The 19650-nt window shown below is 71.4% G+C and carries 17 protein-coding genes and 1 pseudogene; 9 read left to right on the top strand and 9 right to left on the bottom strand.

What is annotated here, in order from left to right:
• The first annotated feature begins 510 nt into the window (after positions 1 to 510).
• Complete coding sequence (locus AB0E96_RS23275) at positions 511 to 1242, top strand: SPASM domain-containing protein (protein WP_359826839.1); 732 nt, start codon at positions 511 to 513, stop codon at positions 1240 to 1242.
• A 57-nt stretch (positions 1243 to 1299) separates the two neighbouring features.
• Here AB0E96_RS23275 and gltX read toward each other — a convergent pair whose 3' ends face one another.
• The 6 genes from gltX to AB0E96_RS23305 form a co-directional block, all read right to left on the bottom strand.
• Positions 1300 to 2661 carry a glutamate--tRNA ligase gene (gene gltX, locus AB0E96_RS23280; RefSeq protein WP_359826872.1) on the bottom strand — a complete coding sequence of 454 codons (1362 nt, stop codon included), beginning with the start codon at positions 2659 to 2661 and terminating at the stop codon, positions 1300 to 1302.
• Positions 2662 to 3049: 388 nt separating this feature from the next.
• Positions 3050 to 3565 carry a MarR family transcriptional regulator gene (locus AB0E96_RS23285; protein WP_359826842.1) on the bottom strand — a complete coding sequence of 172 codons (516 nt, stop codon included), beginning with the start codon at positions 3563 to 3565 and terminating at the stop codon, positions 3050 to 3052.
• Between the two features lie 40 nt (positions 3566 to 3605).
• Entirely contained in the window at positions 3606 to 4409 is an 804-nt protein-coding gene (locus tag AB0E96_RS23290; RefSeq protein ID WP_359826875.1) for an AIM24 family protein, read from the bottom strand.
• A 281-nt stretch (positions 4410 to 4690) separates the two neighbouring features.
• Positions 4691 to 5341: an AIM24 family protein gene (locus AB0E96_RS23295; RefSeq protein WP_188295818.1), complete on the bottom strand. Its 651-nt coding sequence runs from the start codon at positions 5339 to 5341 to the stop codon at positions 4691 to 4693.
• Positions 5341 to 5979, bottom strand: a complete 639-nt coding sequence (locus tag AB0E96_RS23300; RefSeq protein ID WP_359826845.1) for an AIM24 family protein — start codon at positions 5977 to 5979, stop codon at positions 5341 to 5343. Before AB0E96_RS23300 ends, AB0E96_RS23295 begins: the two co-directional genes overlap by 1 nt.
• Positions 5980 to 6059: 80 nt before the next feature.
• Positions 6060 to 6857: a DUF2127 domain-containing protein gene (locus AB0E96_RS23305; protein ID WP_359826848.1), complete on the bottom strand. Its 798-nt coding sequence runs from the start codon at positions 6855 to 6857 to the stop codon at positions 6060 to 6062.
• Positions 6858 to 7152: 295 nt separating this feature from the next.
• On the opposite strand from AB0E96_RS23305, the gene AB0E96_RS23310 reads away from it, so the two are divergent.
• Complete coding sequence (locus AB0E96_RS23310) at positions 7153 to 7467, top strand: DUF3817 domain-containing protein (RefSeq protein WP_181970834.1); 315 nt, start codon at positions 7153 to 7155, stop codon at positions 7465 to 7467.
• Positions 7468 to 7598: 131 nt separating this feature from the next.
• On the opposite strand, the gene AB0E96_RS23315 is transcribed toward AB0E96_RS23310, so the two are convergent.
• Complete coding sequence (locus tag AB0E96_RS23315; protein ID WP_359826851.1) at positions 7599 to 9224, bottom strand: M4 family metallopeptidase; 1626 nt, start codon at positions 9222 to 9224, stop codon at positions 7599 to 7601.
• 463 nt (positions 9225 to 9687) lie between these two features.
• Positions 9688 to 11319, bottom strand: coding sequence for a M4 family metallopeptidase (locus AB0E96_RS23320; RefSeq protein ID WP_359826854.1), 1632 nt, complete (start codon positions 11317 to 11319; stop codon positions 9688 to 9690).
• A gap of 498 nt (positions 11320 to 11817) precedes the next feature.
• Here AB0E96_RS23320 and AB0E96_RS23325 point away from each other — a divergent pair, with 498 nt between their 5' ends.
• From AB0E96_RS23325 to AB0E96_RS23335, 3 genes are all read left to right on the top strand, one after another.
• Complete coding sequence (locus tag AB0E96_RS23325) at positions 11818 to 12324, top strand: MarR family transcriptional regulator (RefSeq protein WP_359826856.1); 507 nt, start codon at positions 11818 to 11820, stop codon at positions 12322 to 12324.
• A 146-nt stretch (positions 12325 to 12470) separates the two neighbouring features.
• Entirely contained in the window at positions 12471 to 12812 is a 342-nt protein-coding gene (locus tag AB0E96_RS23330) for a DUF3817 domain-containing protein (protein WP_359826859.1), read from the top strand.
• A 267-nt stretch (positions 12813 to 13079) separates the two neighbouring features.
• Positions 13080 to 14765: a methylmalonyl-CoA mutase family protein gene (locus AB0E96_RS23335; protein ID WP_359826861.1), complete on the top strand. Its 1686-nt coding sequence runs from the start codon at positions 13080 to 13082 to the stop codon at positions 14763 to 14765.
• A gap of 146 nt (positions 14766 to 14911) precedes the next feature.
• Here the strand turns inward: AB0E96_RS23335 and AB0E96_RS23340 are convergent, their stop codons facing one another.
• A complete protein-coding gene (locus tag AB0E96_RS23340) occupies positions 14912 to 15463 on the bottom strand; it encodes a TetR/AcrR family transcriptional regulator (RefSeq protein WP_359826878.1) in 552 nt (183 codons plus the stop codon).
• Positions 15464 to 15980: 517 nt separating this feature from the next.
• Between AB0E96_RS23340 and AB0E96_RS23345 the strand changes: the two genes are divergently transcribed.
• The 4 genes and pseudogenes from AB0E96_RS23345 to AB0E96_RS23360 form a co-directional block, all read left to right on the top strand.
• Positions 15981 to 16979, top strand: a complete 999-nt coding sequence (locus tag AB0E96_RS23345; protein WP_359826864.1) for a tetratricopeptide repeat protein — start codon at positions 15981 to 15983, stop codon at positions 16977 to 16979.
• Positions 16980 to 17724: 745 nt separating this feature from the next.
• Complete coding sequence (locus tag AB0E96_RS23350; protein ID WP_359826866.1) at positions 17725 to 18393, top strand: DUF6230 family protein; 669 nt, start codon at positions 17725 to 17727, stop codon at positions 18391 to 18393.
• A 131-nt stretch (positions 18394 to 18524) separates the two neighbouring features.
• Positions 18525 to 19190 (top strand): DUF6114 domain-containing protein, encoded by a 666-nt coding sequence (locus tag AB0E96_RS23355; protein ID WP_359826869.1) that lies wholly within the window; start codon positions 18525 to 18527, stop codon positions 19188 to 19190.
• Positions 19187 to 19650 (top strand): annotated as a pseudogene (locus tag AB0E96_RS23360) (hypothetical protein); the annotation flags it as partial. The gene AB0E96_RS23355 and the pseudogene AB0E96_RS23360, both read left to right, overlap by 4 nt.

Below are 19650 nucleotides of genomic sequence, written 5' to 3' on the forward strand. Positions count from 1 at the left end.
TCCTCCGGCCCCTTTGGTTAAACGTGCAAAACAACCACCGGTTTTTTTTTTTTTTCTTTTTGTGGGTGGGGGGGGGGTGGTAAATTTATTCTAACCACGCCCCCCCCCCACCTCAAGTCAGCCGCCAACCCATCCGCCCACCCTGCCCACAAGCGACGTGCGGGCGGCCCGGCCGGGGACGGCCGGGCCGCCCGAAGAAAAAGCTAAGGGGCGGGCCTGGGGGGAGTGGCAAGGAAGAAAGAATGATTTAAAAAGGTGGGCCCGCATGCAAGCACGCGGGCCCACCTAAACCTCCAGGCGCCCGCCCACCCACCCCTCCCTGGAAACGCAAAAGCGACGGCGGCCCCGGCCAGGGTTGGCCGGGGCCGCCGAAACCAGAGCAGAGGCACCGCCCGTTGCCGCTTCGGCATGGCCGAAGCGGCAACGGCATAGCCAACCCCTCACAGCCCGGTGGCAGCCGCGCGCGATCCGGAACAGCGGCACGCGGGTTGCGCTGTCGGCGGTGTCGAGATGTGGTGCGCCCACCAGGAGACGCACGAGCAGATGCGCGGCGAGAAGACCTGGCGCCCCCTGCTCACGAGCATGAAACGCGCCGTCGCTGACGGCTTCCAGACCCGCGCCATCTTCACCGTCACCACCGCCACCAGGGCCGACGTGTTCGACGCCATCGACCTCGCCGACTCCATCCGCCTGGAGATGCTCTCCTTCCACTACTTCACCCCCACCGGCCTGGGCCTGGACAAGCCCCACTTCCAGATCCCGCCGGCCGAATGGGTGCAGCTGTGCGCCCGGATCCGCGAAGCCGCCACCGGACGTCGCGTGCGTGTCTTCTACCCGCCGGCTTTCGCCACCGCCGACCAGCTTCCCGCCCTGCGGGCCGCCGGCTACGGCGGCTGCACCGCGCGCAACCCCGAACGCCTTGCGATCTCCCCCGACGGCAGGGTGTACATCTGCTCGGTGTTCTTCGACACCGACCTTCACTACGGCGAGTTCCGCAACGGAGCGATTCACCCCCGCCTCCAGGACGGGATCAGCGAACTCACCCTCGTGAGCACCATCTCCGCCAACTGCCGGACCTGCTCACAGAGTTCCACCTGCGGAGGCGGCTGTGCGGCCTACGACCACCTGCAGAGGACCCTGACCAGCAACGACTGCGACCGCACCACCATCCCGGTCTGCCCGCCGTGGTCCATGCCCACCGAACCGGAGGGAACCGAGCACCGCCTCGTCGACCTGCGCTGAGCGACCAGAGACCGAGCGGGGCCCGCACACCCACCAGGGCGTGCGGGCCTTCGGTACTCAGACCAGCTCGGCCAGCGCCTTGTCCAGACGCACCAGGACCCGCTCGCGGCCGAGTACCTCCAGCGACTCGAACAGCGGCAGGCCTACCGTCCGCCCGGTCACCGCCACCCGCACCGGGGCCTGGGCCTTGCCCAGCTTCAAACTGAAGACGGCCGCCGTCTCTTCCATCACCGACTTGAGCGAGGCCGCGTCCCACTGAGCCTCGGCCAAGCGGCGCCGCGCCTCCCGAAGGAGATCCGCCGATCCCTCCTTCATCGCCTTCGCCCAAGACGCCTCGTCGCGCACCGGCTCGTCCAGGAACAGGAAATCGACGTACGCGGTGATCTCCGACAGCACCGAGATCCGCGTCTGCGCCAGCTCGGCCACGGCGGCGAACTGCGCCGGGTCGAATGCCTCCGCCGGCCACGGAGCGCGAGGCGCGGACAACCATGGTCCGCACGCCGCCACGAACTCGTCCACCGGCAGCGCCCGCAGGTACTCCCCGTTGAACGAGGCGAGCTTCTTCACGTCGAAGAACGCCGAGGAGCCGTTCACATCCTCGACCCGGAACAGCTCTTCCAGCTCGGCGTACGGGCGGATCTCCACGTCGTCCTTCGGTCCCCAGCCCAGCAGCATCAGGTAGTTGACCGTCGCCTCGGGTAGGTAGCCCTCGGCCAGGTAGTCCTCCAGCGCCACCTTGTCACGCCGCTTGGAGAGCTTCTGTCGTTTCTCGTTCACGATGACCGGCAGGTGCGCCCAGACCGGCGGTTCGGCGCCCAGGGCGTGCCACAGCAACTGCTGCTTGGGGGTGTTCGAAAGGTGTTCCTCGCCGCGGATCACCTGGGTGATCCCCTCGTCGAGGTCGTCGACCACGTTGGCCAGCAGGAAGACCGGGCTGCCGTCGCCCCTCGCGATCACGAAGTCCTCGATGGCCGCGTTGGGGAACTCGGGGTTGCCGCGGATCAGGTCGACCACCACGGTGACCCCCTCGTCCGGGGTGCGGAACCGCAGCGCACGGCCGGCCTCGAAGCCCAGGCCGCGTTCGCGGCAGAACCCGTCGTAGCCGAGCTGCTGCGAGCCGGTGCGCTCGGCCACCTGCTCGCGCGTGCAGTCGCAGTAGTACGCCCGGCCGGCCGCGTACAGCTCGGCGGCGGCCTCGCGGTGCCGGGTCTCGTTCTCCGACTGGAAGTAGGGGCCCTCGAACGCCGGGTCCGCCTTCGAGATGCCGATGGACGCGAGCGCGCTGATGATCCCGTCGGTCCACTCCTCACGGTTGCGGGCCGCGTCGGTGTCCTCGATCCGCAGGACGAACGTACCGCCACGCTGTCGTGCCGTCGCCCAGTTGTACAGCGCCGAGCGCGCGCCACCGACGTGGAACATGCCGGTAGGACTCGGAGCGAAGCGGACGCGGACAGGCGAGAGGGCAACGGTCATGGGCACACGGTAGCGGTGTCCGTCGGCGCGAGTTGCCGTTCGCGTTGATCGGTGTGGACCTGATGGTTGAAGCGGACGCGCCCTCGGTGTCCAGAGGCACATCGTGAGGCCCACCCGATCGAAGGACGAAGCGGTGTGTCTGTACGGAGAGCTACGGACGGGGACTTGCTGTCGATAGCCCGCTTTCGCGCGGAAATGATCAAGGCACTCCCGGCGGGCCTGGGAGCGGTTGGGTGGACGCCCGGGTCGGGTTGTTCAGCCGCATGCGGTCCGCCCCGTCGCGAACGGGGTCGCGGCGGGGCGGGGGAGTAGGTGGCCCGGGGTGCGGCGGGGCCTACGGCTTGCCGCGGAGGCCGCGGAGGTGCTCGGCGATGGGGGCGAGGGCCTGGAACATCTCGTCGAGCTGCTCCGGGGTGAAGCGGTCGATGAAGTGGGCCCGGACGCTGCGCACGTGGTCGGGGGCGACCCGCTGCATGGTCTCCCAGCCGTGTTCGGTGAGGTGGGCGTAGAGGCCGCGGCGGTCGCCGGGGCACTCCTGGCGCAGGACGAGGCCGGCGTTCTCCATCCGGGTGATCTGGTGGGAGAGGCGGCTCTTCGACTGGAGGGTGGCGGCGGCGAGGTCGGTCATCCGCATCCGGCGGTCGGGGGCCTCGGAGAGCACGACCAGGATCTCGTAGTCGTTGATCGCCAGGTTGTGCGGCTGGAGTTCGCGGCTGAGCTGGTACTCCAGCAGCTTGGCGACCTCCAGATGGGCGCGCCACATCCGCTGCTCCCTGGCGGTCAGCCAGGGAGTCTCCTCCTCGGGCTGCGACGGAGGGGTGTCCGCAGTGTCGAGCGTGTGCGTATCCATGCCCTCTAGCATAGCCGATTTAGTTCAATCTTGTACAAGTTTACAGGCCGAAACGTCGGCCGAGGTCGCCCAGGTTACCGAGGCCCGGCACGTTGGGGTTCCCGCCGCCGTGCGCGGCCGGCTGGTTCGGAACCCCGCCGACCGGCACTCCCGCCTCTGCCCCGACCTCGCCGACCGACCGCTCCGCCATCAGCTTCTCACTCGATTGCAGCAGCACCTGGCCGGCGCCGATGAACTCGAACTGGTGCTCCTCGCCGGAGGCCCCGCCGATGCCGGTCAGTCGGCGCAGGCCGCCGATCAGCCCGTGCATGTAGTCGTGGTCGTAGTGGTGGCACGGCGCGGGGCAGTCCGCCCAGCCGACCAGCGCCTGCGGGTCCACCCGGATCGGCGGCTCGACGAAGTGCACCGGCCCGTTGGAGGCGGCGACGAACCGGCCGGTGCCGATCAGGGTCAGGAAGCCCGGGATGATCGACTGCTTCAGTCGCAGCGTGGGGTCGAAGGCCAGCAGGTTGCCGGAGCGGACGGTCAGGTTGCCGTCCTCCAGGTCGTACGAGTTGAGGTCGAACGCCCGGTCCGCCAGCAGCAGCTTGCCGCGGCCCTCGGCGACCACCCAGTCCGCCGCGTGCATCGGCGAGTTGAAGTGCTGCCCGAGCATCCGGTCGATCGCCCCGGCGCCGACGCCCTTGAAGGAGATGTCGCCGTAGTAGGCGACCATCTTGCCCTTCTGGAGGAAGTAGGAGCCGTTCAGCTCGACCGAGAAGGCGTACGGGTTGACGTTGTCGCCGGCCGGCAGGCTGTGGACGTCCCACACCACCGGCCCGGCACCGCCGTGGCTGCTCGGCAGCGGGGCCACCGGCCCGCCGAACTGCTCCTGGGCGTAGGGCTGTTGCTGCCCGTACGGCTGGGCGTGCTGCTGCCCGTGCTGCTGTCCGTACTGTTGCCCGTACGGCTGCTGGGGCGGCGGCGGGGGCTGGTGGCCGGGCGGCGGTGGCGGGTAGCCGCCGGGCGGGGGCGGCGGGTACCCCTGCTGCGGGCCGTGGTTCGGCGGGGTCGGCGGGACGGCGAAGCCGGGCTGGGTCGGCTGGTTGTGCGGCGAGCCGTACGGGGGCTGCGGCGGGTAGGACATCAGAGCTTCTCCTCGCTCGCCTGGACGTACACCGCGCCCTGCCCGGACAGTTCCAGCTGGAACGCCTCGCCCGAGCCGCGGCCGATCATGTCGCGCCAACCCAGCGCCGTGGACAGCTTGTTGCGCACGTCGCCGCGGTGCGCCACGTAGGCCTGCGGGTCGACGTGCACCGACTGGCCGGGGACGATCGGCAGTTCGAAGACGCCGCCGTGGGCCATCACCGCGACCGAGCCCTGGCCCTCCAGCTTGGTGGTGAACAGGCCCTGTCCGGTGACCTGGCCGCGGACCATGCCCATCACCCCGCCCTGCGAGCCCATGAACATGGTGGACTGCCGCAGGGTGCCCTCGAAGGCGAGCAGCCGGTCCGCCTCGACGTACAGGGTGTCGCCGAACAGGTCGATCACGTGGACGTGGTGGCCGCCGTGGCCGAACATCACCCGGCCCTGGCCCTCGACGGTCATCAGCGGGGTGTCCTCGTTGGCCACCCGGCGGCCGATCATCGACATCACACCGCCCTGCCCGCCGGTGATGTTCGGGGTGAAGCGGACCTCGCCGCTGTACGCGAGCATCGCGCCGCGCTGGCTGAACAGCCGCTGGCCGGGCAGTACCTGGGCCTCGACCATCTTGCCGTTGATCTTCGTGAAGCCCATCAGACGTCGCCCCCGATGGTGACCTTCTCGGAGGGCTGGACGTACACCAGGCCCTCGCCGGAGAACTCGATCTGGACGGCCTCGCCGCCGCCCTCGCCGATGATCGTGGTCCAGCCCGCGCCCGACTTCAGGCTGCGCTGCAGGGTGCCGGTGTGCGCCACGTAGGCGCCCGGGTCCACCCGCAGCGGCATGCTCTTGTCGACCCGCAGGATGACGGCCGGGCCGTTGGAGGTGAGGGCCGCCCAGCCGTGCCCCTCCACCTTGGTGGTGAACAGGCCGTTGCCGGAGGACATGCCGTTCAGCCCGGTGAAGCTGGTGCCGGTGTGCAGGGTGGACTCGGTGCAGAGCAGGTTGTCCGACTCGACGTACAGCGTCTCGCCGTTCAGCCGCACCAGGTTGATCTCGGTGGCCTTGTCGGCGAAGTAGCAGGTGCCCTGGCCCTTGACCTCCATGACTGTCATCTTCTCGCCGGTCAGCCGGCGGGTGACCATGCCGCGCAGGCCGTCCCCGCCGCCGGTCAGCTTCTTGAAGGCCATCTGCCCGGTGTAGGCGACCATCGAACCGTGTCGCGCCTTGACGGCGTCCCCGCCCAACTCGACGGCGAGCACCCGTGATCCCTGGAGTCTGAACTGTGCCACGGCCGCAATCTAGCCGGTGCGGCCGGGGCACGGGGAGAGTGCGCGGACCAACTGGTACCAGGCTGCGACAAACGCGCCGGTCAGGTCCGGGCGTGCGCCCCCTGTCCGGGGTGCGGAACGGTGCCGGCCGCCTGTTCGACCTCCAGCAGCGAGGCCGAGTGGCGCTCCGCCTCGAAGGCCACCACACCGCCGCGCAGCCCGAACAGGCGCTTGGAGAGCATGATCCAGAGCACCGCCGCGATGTTCAGCAGCAGGGTGCAGACCTTCAGCGCGCTGACGTGGTGGCTCAGCTCGTAGCCCTCCAGCGGCAGGAAGGCCGCGGTGGCGACCACGGTCAGGTACTCGGCCCAGCGCTTGTTCAGCCACAGGCCGACGGCCTCGACGATCTCGACCACCGCGTAGGCGATCAGCGCGCCCGCGACGATCAGCAGGGTGCTCTTCCTGAAGTCGAAGGTCTTGCGGATCGTCTCGACGATCGGGGCGTGTTCGAGGTCCCAGTGGAAGTGGTCGGTCACCGGCCGGAACACCGTGAGGTTCTCGTCGAACACCCGGTGCACCGCGTCCTGGCTGTTGGAGAACTTCCACACGGCCCAGGCGACCACGAGGATCAGCAGTCCGCGCAGCACCCGCTCGACGGCCAGGAAGCGCAGGATGAACAGGTCCCGCAGCGCCTTGCCGCGGGGCACCAGCGGAGCCTCCTCGGCGGGGCCGGAGCCGTGCGGGTCGCCCAGGGCGAAGTCGCCGCAGCGCAGGCAGCGCCAGGCGTCGCCGAGGGCCGTCGAGGCGTGCAGCCGGGAGGCGAGTGCGGGCTCCGTCGGCGCGTAGGTGACGTGGCCGCGCTTGGCGCAGGTCCTGCGGTCCCAGTCGCGTGTGAACATGCTGTGGCTACCCCCGTGTGCGATGCGTCGGCGCCCGGATCGTCGGGCGCGCGGGCAGCAGGATAGGGGTTCCCGGTGACGGAGGGTCGCGCTCGGTGGCGTTCCGGAACAGAGCTGTGACAGGCGGCCGGGTGGCGGGGGAGCCGGGCGCTGTGAGATCGGGCACGGTGGCCGCCCCCGGCCGAGGGTGCGCGTGTGGGCTCGGTGATAATGGGCCGGAAGCTTGTGAGTCGCTTCACAAGTGCGATCCGTTCACCAGTGCGTCCGCGCCGCCGACCCCCGTATCGAGGTATCCATCGTGAACAGCAGCGCCGTCCACCGCCTGCGCCTGGTCTCCGGCCCCGAAGGGGTCTCCTTCATCCTGCTGCTGATCTGCTCGGTGCTGAAGCGGACCACCTCGTTCGACGCCGTCCCGGTGATGGGCATGGTCCACGGCGTCCTGTTCATCCTGTACGTGGTCTTCTGGATCCAGGCCTGGCAGGCGCAGAAGTGGGACGCCAAGCGCGGCGTCCTGATGTTCGTGCTCGCGGTGCTGCCCACCGGCGGCTTCTTCGCCGAGCGGATGCTGGCCAAGGAGGAGCGGGGCGAGCTGAAGCCCGCCACCGCCTGAGCACCCGACTCCCTCGTGGACGGTCGACAGGCTGCCACGGCCTCCTCTCCCAAAGGGCCGCGGCAGCCTGTCGCCGTTTCTTACCGGGGGTGGCTCGGGCCGGTGCTACCGGCGGTCGGTGCCGTGGGCGGCTAGTTGACGTTCACCCCGCTCCAGGCCGCGGCGACCGCCTTGTACTCGGTGCTGGTCGCGCCGTACAGGTCGGTGGCGGCCTTCAGGGTCGCGGTGCGGGCGGCCTTGTAGTTGGTGGTGGAGGTCATGTAGACGGTCAGCGCGCGGTACCAGATCGCGGCCGCCTTGTCCCGGCCGATGCCGGTGACCGTCGAACCGTTGGAGGTCGGGCTGTTGTAGCTGACCCCGTTGACGACCTTCGCGCCGCTGCCCTCGGACAGCAGGTAGAAGAAGTGGTTGGCGACGCCCGAGGAGTAGTGGACGTCCTTGTTGCCGACGGTGGAGGACCAGTAGTCGGCCGAGGCGCCGTCCTTGGACGGCTTGTCCATGTAGCGCAGCGGGGTGCCGTTGCCGTTGATGTTGAGCTTCTCGCCGATCAGGTAGTCGCCCGGGTCGGCCGCGAGGTTCGCGGACCACTCGACCATGGTGCCGAAGATGTCCGAGGTGGCCTCGTTGAGGCCGCCGGACTCGCCCGAGTAGATCAGGCCGGCGGTGGCGGAGGTGACGCCGTGGCTCATCTCGTGGCCGGAGACGTCGATGGCGGTCAGCGGGTGGGTGTTGCCGGAGCCGTCGCCGTACGTCATGCAGAAGCAGGAGTCGTCCCAGAACGCGTTGACGTAGTTGGTGCTGTAGTGCACCCGGCTCGCGGCGCCGACGCCGTTGTTCTTGATGCCGCTGCGGCCGAAGGTGTTCTTGTAGTAGTCCCAGGTGGCCGCCGCGCCGTACTGGGCGTCCACGGCCGCGGACTCGCGGTTGGAGGGCAGGCCGTTGCCGAAGCTGTTGGTGGTGTTGGCGAAGAGCGTCCCGCTGCCCGAGGTGCCGCCCTTCAGGTCGGTGGTGGACTGGTTGCCCCGGGAGGCGTCCTTGAGCTGGTAGCTCGAACCGCTCTGGGTGGTGGTCAGCGAGACCGAGCCGACGTTGACGCCCTTGCCGGTGCCGGTGGCGGTCTGCACCTTCTCGTCGGTGGAGAGCACCTGGCCGGTGGCGGCGTCGGTGATCACCTCCTGGCGGCTCGGGGTGCCGTCGGCGCGCTCGCCCGTGACCACCGTGCGGTGGGCCAGGCGCGGGGTGCCGTCGGCGGCCCAGACGACCAGCTCGGGAGCGCCGGCGCCGTCGACCCGGCTGAGCGCCGCCTCGTCCGCGTCGGCCGTGGCGCCGACCGTCGCCCGGACCGCGGCGGTGGCCCGCTCGGCGGCCTGGGGCGCGGCGAGGCCCGGGGCCAGACTGGGCACCGACAGCTGCCCGGCGAAGGCCCGGTCGACGGACTTCACCGAGCCGTCGGCCTTCTGGTGGACGACCAGGTCGCCGCCGATCACCGGCAGGCCCGCGTAGGTCCGGTCGTACCGCAGGTGGCGGGTGCCGTCCTTGTCCACCACCACGTCCTTGGGGACCAGCTTCTCCTGACCACCGAGGGCGAGGGCCTGGGCGACCGGGGCGCTCTGCCCGGAGGCCAGCGCGAGCAGCGCGGACTGCTGCTGCGCCGGCGAGGGGGCGGCGGCCTGGGCGGGGGCGGCGGCGATCTGGACGACGCCGGCCAGCAGGGCGGTGGCGGAGAGTACGGCTCCGACAGTCAGCTTTCGCTTCACGTGCGGGGGTTCCTTCCACGAGACCCGCGGGTGCGTGCGGGTGCGCCGCGTACCGGGGCGCCGGGGTTGGCGCCTTGGGGGCGGTAGGGCGCGGACGTGCCGGTCCCGTGCGGATCCTGACGCTCCGCCGGAATCGGGTGGGGGCGGCGGAGGGTCGGACGGGACTTGGTCAGAAGCATGACAATCGTTGGCAGGGATGGACAGGGCGCCTCCCGGGATTGGCCAGGAACCGCCAATCCCGGTACGGATGGTTCGGTTGCGGCCCGCTGCCCGGTTTCGGCGGTTCGTCCCCCTGGCGGGACTCCGCCAGCCGGACGGCCTTGACAGGCTGCCGGACGGCCCGGGCGGCCGGCCGGGGCGGAGGGTCGTTCACCCGGAGCCGGGTCCGCCGTTCACCCGGAACGGCGGACGCCCGGGCCCTCCCGCGGGAGGACCCGGGCGTCCGGTGCGCCGGTGCGGTACGTCAGTTGACGTTGACGGCGGACCAGGTCGCGGCGACGGCGCTGTACTCGGCGCTGGTCGCGCCGTACAGGTCGGCGGCGGCCTTGAGGGTGCCGGTGCGGGCGCCCGCGTAGTTGGTGGTGGAGGTGAAGTAGGTGGTCAGCGCGCGGTACCAGATCTGCGCGGCCTTGTCCCGGCCGATGCCCGCGAGCGTCGAACCGTTGGAGGTCGGGCTGTTGTAGCTGACCCCGTTGATGGTCTTGGCGCCGCTGCCTTCGGCGAGCAGGTAGAAGAAGTGGTTGGCGACGCCGGACGAGTAGTGGACGTCCTTGTTGCCGACGGTGGAGGACCAGTAGTCGGCCGAGGCGCCGTCCTTGGACGGCTTGTCCATGTAGCGCAGCGGGGTGCCGTCGCCGTTGATGTTGATCAGCTCGCCGATCAGGTAGTCCGGCTTGTCCGAGGGCAGGTTGGCGTACCACTCGACCATGGTGCCGAAGATGTCCGAGGTGGCCTCGTTGAGGCCGCCGGACTCACCCGAGTAGTTGAGGTTGGCGGTGGCGGAGGTGACGCCGTGGCTCATCTCGTGGCCGGCCACGTCGAGTTCGGTGAGCGGGTGGGTGTTGCCGCTGCCGTCGCCGTACGTCATGCAGAAGCAGGAGTCGTCCCAGAACGCGTTCACGTAGTTGGAGCCGTAGTGGACCCGGCTGGTGGCGCCGACGCCGTTGTTCTTGATGCCGTTGCGGCCGAAGGTGTTCTTGTAGAAGTCCCAGGTGACCGCCGCGCCGTACTGGGCGTCCACCGCGGCGGACTCGCTGTTGGAGGACAGGCCGTTGCCGAAGCTGTTGGTCGTGTTGGCGACCAGGGTGCCCGAGCCGGAGGTCTTGCCCTTCAGCGTGTACGTGGCCTGGCCGCCGCGGGTGGCGTCCTTGAGCTGGTAGCTCGAACCGCTCTGGGTGGTGGTCAGCGGGACGGAGCCGACGAAGACGCCCTTGCCGGTGCCGGCGGCGGTCCGGACCTGCTCGTGGCTGGAGAGCACCTCGCCGCTCGCCGCGTCGGTGACCAGCAGCTGGCGGCTCGGGGTGCCGTCGGCGCGCTCGCCCTCGACCGTGGTGCGGTACGCCAGGCGGGGGTTGCCGTCGGCGGCCCACACGACCAGCTCGGCCTTGCCGGTCTGGTGCACGGCGGTCAGCGGGGACTCGTCCTCGTCGGCGGCGATGCCCACGGTGGCCTGCACGGCGCCGGTGGCCTGGTCGGCGGCCTTGTCGGCGGGGATCTGCGGGGTGAGGCTCGGCAGGGCGAGGGTCGCACCGGTGGCCTTGTCCACCGAGGTGGTCGCGCCGTCGGCCTTCTGGTGCACCACGAGGTCGCCGCCCAGGACCGGGAGGCCGGCGAAGGTGCGCTCGTAGCGCAGGTGGCGGGTGCCGTCGGAGTCCACCACCGCGTCCTTGGCCACCAGTTGCTCCTGGCCGCCCAGGGCCAGGGCGTGCGCGACCTTGCCGGCCTGGCCGTTGGCCAGGGCGATCAGGTCGGCGCGCTGCTGCCCGGCCTGGGAGTGCGGGGCGGGGTCCGCGATGGCGGCGGTGCCCGCCTGGACGACACCGGTGAGCAGGGCGGTGGCGGAGAGTACGGCGACTGCGGCGAGCTTTCGCTTCACGAACGAGTCCTTCCGGGAAACCGCGAGCAGGCGCGGTCGCGCCGCGTCCCGGGGGCCGGGATCGGCACCTGCGGGGCGGAACGGGCGCTGACGTGCAGGTCCCGTCCGGTCGGAGCGGCTTCGCCACCGGTGGGTGGGGGTTGGTGGCTGCCGAACGGGGTTGGCCGAAAGCATGACAATCAAGCAATTCAAATGACAGGTCTTGCTCATGGATTGGCCAAGTCCCGCCAGGGTGAGGAATTGTGAACGGACGGACAAAAGGGATGAATCGCCCGAACGTGCAATGGGTTACCGCCCGAACCGAGGCCTGCTGGTGCGGCGGCCGGCCGCTCCGGGGCCAACCCCGTTGCGGCGGGCGCCCGTTGCCGCGCGTTCACACCGACGCAATGTCCTGGTATGGACCTGGCCGTCCGATTGGCGGGTTCCCGCCACGTGTTGCGCTTGTCCACCATCAGGACGACTGGTAGCACGCGTCCCTTCCGCCGGTACGGTAAGGAGGTGGCCAAGCCCCTCGCTCTCGACTTCGACCCGATCGCCCGCGCCGACGAGCTGTGGACCCGCCGTTGGGGCGCAGTCCCCTCGATGGCGGCGATCACCTCGGTCATGCGCGCCCACCAGATCCTGCTCTCCCGGGTGGACGCGGTGCTCAAGCCGTACGGGCTGACCTTCGCCCGCTACGAGGCACTGGTGCTGCTGACCTTCAGCCGCACCGGCGAGCTCTCGCTCTCCAAGATCGGCGAGCGGCTCATGGTCCACCCGACCAGCGTCACCAACACCGTCGACCGCCTGGAGCGGGCCGGTCTGGTCGCCCGCCGCCCCAACCCGCTGGACGGCCGCGGCGTGCTGGCCGCGATCACCGGGCGCGGCCGCGAGGTGGTCGAGGAGGCGACCCGGGAGCTGATGGCGATGGAGTTCGGGCTGGAGGAGTACGACGCCGACCAGTGCCGCCAGGTGTTCGACCTGCTCCGGCCGCTGCGGGTGGCCGCCGGGGACTTCGCCGAGTAGCCGGAGCGGCCGGAACTCCGGACGACCGGGCCGCCGGACGGCGGAGGGGGCTGCGAGGGGGAGGGCGTGAAGGCGGCTACCCTCGTGTGAGCGGTGCGCGGATCCGGGCGTACCGGCCGATACTGCCGAGCGAGGCGAGGAAGATCATGAAGGCGACCCCCCTGCTGGGCTGGTACCGGGCCCTGGCGATCGCGACCGGTGTGGCACTGCTGGTGTTCTGCGGCTTCATGGTCGCGAAGTACGGCTTCGACGCCGCCCAGGACGTGACCACCTACGTCGCGATGCTGCACGGCTACCTCTACATCGGGTACTTCGTGGTGACCTTCATGCTCGGGCAGAAGCTCAAGTGGCCGATGGGCCGGCTGGTGCTCACCCTGGCGGCGGGCTGCATCCCCTTCCTCTCCTTCGTCTTCGAGCGCAAGGTGGCCCGCGAGGCCGCCGAGAAGCTCCCGGCGGGCGGCGGCGCCCGCCAGCCGGCCGGGGTCTGAGCCCCGCCGTCCGCGCCTTCCGAGAGCGCCCCTCCCCGCACGGGGAGGGGCGCTCTCGGCGTTCGCGCCGGCGTCCGCCGACCCGCGCCGAGGGCGCGTCCCGACGAGTGGCCCGGGCGGTGATCGCCGGGCGTCCGCCGGTGATTCCCGCAAGTGCCGCGCGGCATCCGTCGACAACTGCTAGGACGTCCGAGTAAATTGTTAGGACGTCCTACTAGCTGTGCCGCCCCGTCGCCGTGGCGGCCGTACGGAGCGGAGTTCGGGGTCATGGACGCCGAGGAGATCGAGCGCGGCCGGCAGCGCTGGCAGCAGCGCTACGACAAGGCCCGCAAGCGCGACGCGGACTTCACCACCCTCTCCGGCGACGAGGTCGAGCCGGTCTACGGCCCGCCCGCCGGGCAGGCCTACGAGGGGTTCGAGCGGATCGGCTGGCCGGGCGAGTACCCGTACACCCGCGGCCTGCACCCGACCGGCTACCGGGGCCGCAACTGGACCATCCGCCAGTTCGCCGGCTTCGGCAACGCCCAGCAGACCAACGAGCGCTACCGGATGATCCTGGACTCGGGCGGCGGCGGCCTCTCGGTCGCCTTCGACATGCCGACCCTGATGGGCTACGACTCGGACGACGCCAAGTCGCTCGGCGAGGTCGGCCACTGCGGCGTGGCCATCGACTCGGCCGCCGACATGGAGGTGCTGTTCAAGGGCATCCCGCTCGGCGAGGTCACCACCTCGATGACGATCAGCGGCCCGGCCGTGCCGGTCTTCTGCATGTACCTGGTCGCCGCCGAGCGCCAGGGCGTGGACCCGGCCGTGCTCAACGGCACCCTGCAGACGGACATCTTCAAGGAGTACATCGCGCAGAAGGAGTGGCTCTTCGCCCCCGAGCCGCACCTGCGCCTGATCGGCGACCTGATGGCCTACTGCGCCGAGGGCATCCCCGCGTACAAGCCGCTGTCGGTCTCCGGCTACCACATCCGCGAGGCCGGGGCGACGGCCGCGCAGGAGCTGGCGTACACCCTCGCGGACGGCTTCGGCTACGTCGAGCTGGGCCTGTCCCGCGGCCTGGACGTGGACGTCTTCGCGCCCGGCCTGTCCTTCTTCTTCGACGCGCACCTGGACTTCTTCGAGGAGATCGCCAAGTTCCGCGCCGCGCGCCGGATCTGGGCCCGCTGGATGCGCGACCGCTTCGGCGCCAAGACCGACAAGGCGCAGTGGCTGCGCTTCCACACCCAGACGGCCGGCGTCTCGCTGACCGCCCAGCAGCCGTACAACAACGTGGTCCGCACCGCCGTCGAGGCGCTGGCCGCGGTGCTCGGCGGCACCAACTCGCTGCACACCAACGCCCTGGACGAGACCCTGGCGCTGCCCTCGGAGCAGGCCGCCGAGATCGCCCTGCGCACCCAGCAGGTGCTGATGGAGGAGACCGGCGTCGCCAACGTCGCCGACCCGCTGGGCGGTTCCTGGTACGTCGAGGCGCTGACCGACCGGATCGAGCAGCAGGCCGAGGCGATCTTCCAGCGGATCCTGGACAAGGGCCGCGAGGACCACGAGATCGGCCCGATCACCTCCGGCATCCTGCGCGGCATCGAGGAGGGCTGGTTCACCGGGGAGATCGCCGAGGCGGCCTTCCAGTACCAGCAGTCGGTGGAGAAGGGCGACAAGCGCGTGGTCGGCGTCAACTGCCACCCGCGCAGCGTCACCCCTGAGCTGGAGATCCTGCGGGTCAGCCACGAGGTCGAGCGCGAGCAGGTCCGGGTGCTGCGGGAGCGCAAGGAGGCCCGGGACGAGGCGGCCGTCCGGGCCGGGCTGGACGCCATGCTGGCGGCGGCGCGCTCGGGCGCGTCGATGATCCCGCCGATGCTGGACGCGGTGCGCGCCGAGGCGACGCTGGGTGAGATCTGCAACGCGCTGCGCGAGGAGTGGGGGACGTACCGGGAGAACGCGGCGTTCTGAGGCCGTGACCTGGGCGGGGCCGCCGTACGGAATCCCGTACGGCGGCCCCGTCGTGTCCGGACGCCCTGGACGCCGCCCTGCACGGCGCGGCGCCGCGTCCGACGCCGCCCCGGAGGCCGGGCTCGGCGGCTTCGAGGGCGGTGTCCTCAGCCGGTGAGGAAGGGGCCGAGCAGCAGGTCGGTGAAGCGGCGGGTCCACTCCGGGGTGATCGGCTCGCCGCTGACCAGGACGCGGTGTTCGACGGTGCCGGCGATGGTGTCGAAGATGATGTCGACCTCCTCGTCGGCCGCCGCGGCGTCGCCGTCCGCCTCCAGTTCGCCGCGGGCCTGGGCGGCCGCCCGGCCCTGGCGGACCAGCCGCTTCTGCGGGTCCACGATGGACTCGCGGATCCGGCGCCGCAGTTGCCGGTCGCGGGTGCCCTCGGCGAACAGCGCGAGCAGCGCGGCCTGGGTCTCCGGGCGGGCCAGCAGGTCGGCGAACTGGGCCACCACGGCCTCGATGTCGGCCCGCAGGCTGCCGAGGTCGGGCATCACCAGCTCGTCGAAGAGGCTGGCGACGGCGTCCACCACGAGCTCGTTCTTGGACGGCCAGCGGCGGTAGAGGGTGGTCTTGGCGACCCCGGCGCGGCTCGCCACGTGGCCCATGGTCAGTCCGCCCCAGCCGAGTTCGGCCAGCGTCTCGCGGGTGGCGTCGAGGATGGCGCGGTCGGCGGCGGCGCTGCGCGGGCGGCCCTTGGCGCGGACGGTGCCGGCGGGCTCCGGGGCCGCGCCGACCGGGTCGGGGCACGCCCGGCCCGTGCTCTGCGTGCTCTCCGGGCTGTCCGGGCTCGCTGGGGGCTGGGCGGCCGGCACCGGGCCTCCTTGCGCTTTACTGGTAAGTAACTTGGGCGGGGCTGGTAACGGTAGCGACTGTTCGCCCGTTCGGGCAGCGGGGCACCCCGGGAAAGTGGGGCAGGTCACGTCGCCGAACCGCCGGTGGGGCTTGCGGGCGGGGCACCGGCTCCAGTTACGCTACGACTCGTAGCGAAAGCAGTGACAACCAGGCGCCGCATCCCGTGGGACGGGGCGGCGCGGGCGCGGGTGGGGATCCGCGCCGAACGGTCCAGGCTACCGGGGGAGGGGCATCGCGCCCGGGAACCCGCGCCGCGCGGCCCGCGCGGGGCGACTTTCCGGAGGTTGGTGCCCGCGAGCAGCGCGGACGGGGGAGGATGGTGCCATGCAGCCACGGAATTCGCGTCTCAACAGCTCCGCCCTCCGCGGTGCGGTCGACCTCGCCGCAGTGAAGGCGGCCGGCGAAGCCGCCCAGAAGGCCGAGCAGGCCAGGGCCGAGCGGGCCCGCCAGGCGGCCACCGCCGAATCGGACGGGTCTGCCGTCGCCCAGCCCGGCTATCAGCTCGTCATCGACGTCACCGAGGACACCTTCGAGGCCGAGGTCGTCCAGCGCTCCACCGAGGTGCCGGTCGTCATCGACTTCTGGGCCGAGTGGTGCGGGCCCTGCAAGCAGCTGAGCCCGGTCCTGGAGGGCCTGGCCGAGGAGTACGCCGGCCGCTTCGTGCTCGCCAAGATCGACGTGGACGCCAACCCGTTGATCTCCCAGCAGTTCGGCATCCAGGGCATCCCGGCCGTGATGGCCGTGGTGGCCGGCCAGCTGGTGCCGCTGTTCCAGGGGGCGGAGAGCGCCGCCAACGTCCGCAAGATCCTGGACCAGCTGATCCTCGTCGCCGAGCAGCGCTTCGGCGTGGTCGGCGGTGCGGGCGCGGGCGTCCCGGGCGAGGCCGAGGCCGCCGCCCCGCAGCGCCCCGAGGACCCGGCGCTGTCCGCCGCGCACGACGCGCTGGACGCCGGTGACCTCGGCGGTGCCATCCGGGCGTACCGGAACGTGCTGGCCGAGCAGCCGGGCAACACCGAGGCCAAGCTGGCCCTGGCCCAGGCCGAGCTGCTGCAGCGGATCGAGGGTCTGGACCTCCAGGCCGTCCGGGCGGCGGCCGCGGCCGACCCGAAGGACGTCGAGGCCCAGCTCAGGGCGGCCGACCTGGACGTGGTCGGCGGTCACGTCGAGGACGCCTTCGGGCGCCTGGTGGCCACCGTCGGACGGACGGCCGGCGAGGACCGGGACACCGCCCGGCTGCGCCTGCTGGAGCTGTTCGAGGTCATCGGCCCGGAGGACCCGCGGGTCGTCGCGGCCCGTACGGCGCTGGCGCGCGTGCTGTTCTGAGCCGCCGTCAGGACCGGTTCGGGGCCCGGTTCCGGCCCTGCTCGGACCCGGCTCGGGCCCATCGGCTGGCACGGCGGATGACCTGCGGTGTCGCCTGGTGATTTGGCGACAATCCGGTCAACCGGACAGAGGTTTACCAAATCTTGATTTCACCCGCGGGTGGTCACCATGTGTGACCACCCGCGGGTGTTTCGCTTCTGTTTCCGGGGGATTTCGCCCTCACGTTTCCTTCAAGGCGTCACGCACGGTGCAACCGGCCCGGATTTCATGATCAACGTCACCCGGTGTTGCATTACCCGTCAGTAAGGAACCTCTTGTGCTTCGCCCGGGATTCAAGCACGATCGGCCACGCCCGGTCCCGGGCTCCACCACCCCGACCCCGGTCGGCCACGCGGAGCGCGGGATCCCCACCGGGTGATCCGTCGGCCCCGGCCGGCGGGAGGGAGGGCAGGGGGGTATCCGCGGTCCCACGGCGGTTCCTGTCCTTCGACCGGCCGCGCGGCCCTGCGCGGTCGCTGGTTGTCGCTCGGGGGTGATCGCCGATGTCGTCGGTCCTGCCCGCCGCCCCGCAAGGTCGGCCGGTGCTTGGACGGGAGGCCCGCCGTGTGCAGGCCGTTCCCGCGTCCGACGACGCCCAAGGCGCTCTCCGCTACCGAGGACGTAGCTCTCTCCCATCCCAGGCCCCCACCGGCGCGGGACGCGCCGCCGGGGAGCCGGAGATGTACGTCCTAGAAGGAGGACTCGCATGTCCAGGACCTACGGCAAGACCCGCTGGAAGCGCTTCGCCCTGGTGATGGTGCCGAGCGTCGCGGCCACCGCGATGGTCGGCGTCTCCATCGCCAACAGCGCGCTCGCCGCCTCGTTCAGCATTTCCGGCCAGCAGTTCAAGGTGAAGGCCACGCACCTGGAGGGCACGAACTTCTCGCAGTTCGGCACCGTCGACATCGAGGCCAACGGCGCGCCGCACCCGGTCGCCGTGTCGGCGTTCGACTCCGCCGACATCACCAACATGTGCCAGTCCGTGGTCACCGACCTGACCGGGTTCGGCCTGGGCAAGATCACCCTCCAGCTGAACGCCGGCGGCAACGGCAAGCCCGTGCACGCCGACAACCTGCTGATCGACATGGAGGAACTGAAGGCCGACGCGACCTTCAACCAGATCAACATCGGCCAGGACGCCTCCACCCTCCCCGGCACGGCCACCCAGGGCTGGACGCCCCACCCGGGTGTCTCCGCCGCGGGCGGCGGCAAGGGCCTGCCGACCGGTGCCACCGGTTTCGCCCAGGCCGCCAAGTCGGCCTCGCTGGACAACGTCGAGCAGACCGCCCGCGCCACCTCGGCCGGGAAGTTCGTGCTCAACGGTCTGAGCCTGTCGCTCAAGCGCGGCGACGGCCCGGGCAACGAGTGCTACTGAGCCCTGCCTGAGGGCGTGCCGGCGGGTACGTCCGACAGTCGGGTCTTTCGCGGGCCGGGGACGGCGGATGCCGTCGTTCCCGGTCCGGCGCCAGTCGTTTTCCCCTCGTAGCGATGCCGAGGAGCTGCACCATGTCCAGCGCAACGGTCGAAACCCGGACCGGCCGCCAGAATCCGTTCGGATCGTTCTGGCGGGGCTTCCGCACGTTCCGTCGCACCAGGCCCTTCTGGGGCGGCCTGCTGGCCATGCTCGCCGGCGTCCCGATCCTCTACTTCCCCTACGCGCACCTGGCGCTCGGCAGCGTGACGATCGCGATGTCGACCACGGCGGGTGCCGGTTCGCTGCTCATCGGCGTCCTGCTGATCGCCCTCGGCATCGCCGGCTGGTTCCAGCAGGCCGTCCGGGTCTTCGCGGGCATCGCGACCATCCTGCTGACGCTGGTCTCGATCCCGATGTCCAACCTGGCCGGGTTCGGCCTCGCCCTGCTGCCCGGTCTGATCGGCGGCGGGCTGCTGGTCTCCTGGGCGCCGCTGCCCGAGCCGTCGGCGGAGCCGGCGGGCACGCCCGCGGCCGACAGCGCGCGCCGGCGCTGGGCCAGGGGCGCCGTGGACACCCCGGTCGCGGCCGTCGCGGACTCCGCCGCCGTCGCGGACTCCACGGCGGTGGCGGCCCGGAGCGCCGCCACCGCCCCGGAGGACGCCGCCGAGCTGCCCGCCCGGGGCGCGCCGCCGCGACCGGAGGCCGGAGCCGTCCTCCCGAAGCAGACCGGCGCCGTGGACCAGGAGGAGGCGCGGTGACCGGGCCGGCCGAGCAAGCCGACGGTACGTCCGTTCCCGCGCAGCGCTCCGGCCGGCACGCGGCCCCGCGCACGCCCGTACGGGTCCGGCTGAGAGGCCGGGCCCTGGCGATGGCGGCGGTGCCGACCGCGCTGTTGATGGCCGCCGCCTACACGCCCAACCCGGCGGTCGCCGAGTCCACGGCGGGCAAGCCCTGCGGCACCGCACCGGCCGTGGTGCCGGACGTCGCACCGGTCGAGACGCCGGTGCCCAGGAGCGAGCTGCCCGAGCCGCCGCCGGGCCCGTCCGGCGTGCCGGGCCAGGCCCCGACCGCGGCGCCCTCGGCCGGAGCGTCGACCGACCCGGCCTCGGTGCCGGCCCCGGATGGTGCCCCCGTGCGCTTCATGGACGTGCCGTTCGACGTCCGGGAGACCCGGACGTACCGGGACGCGATCCTGCCCAACGGCTTCCGCGAGGGGCT

Source organism: Kitasatospora sp. NPDC036755 (assembly GCF_040636595.1).
Classification (GTDB): Bacteria; Actinomycetota; Actinomycetes; order Streptomycetales; family Streptomycetaceae; genus Kitasatospora.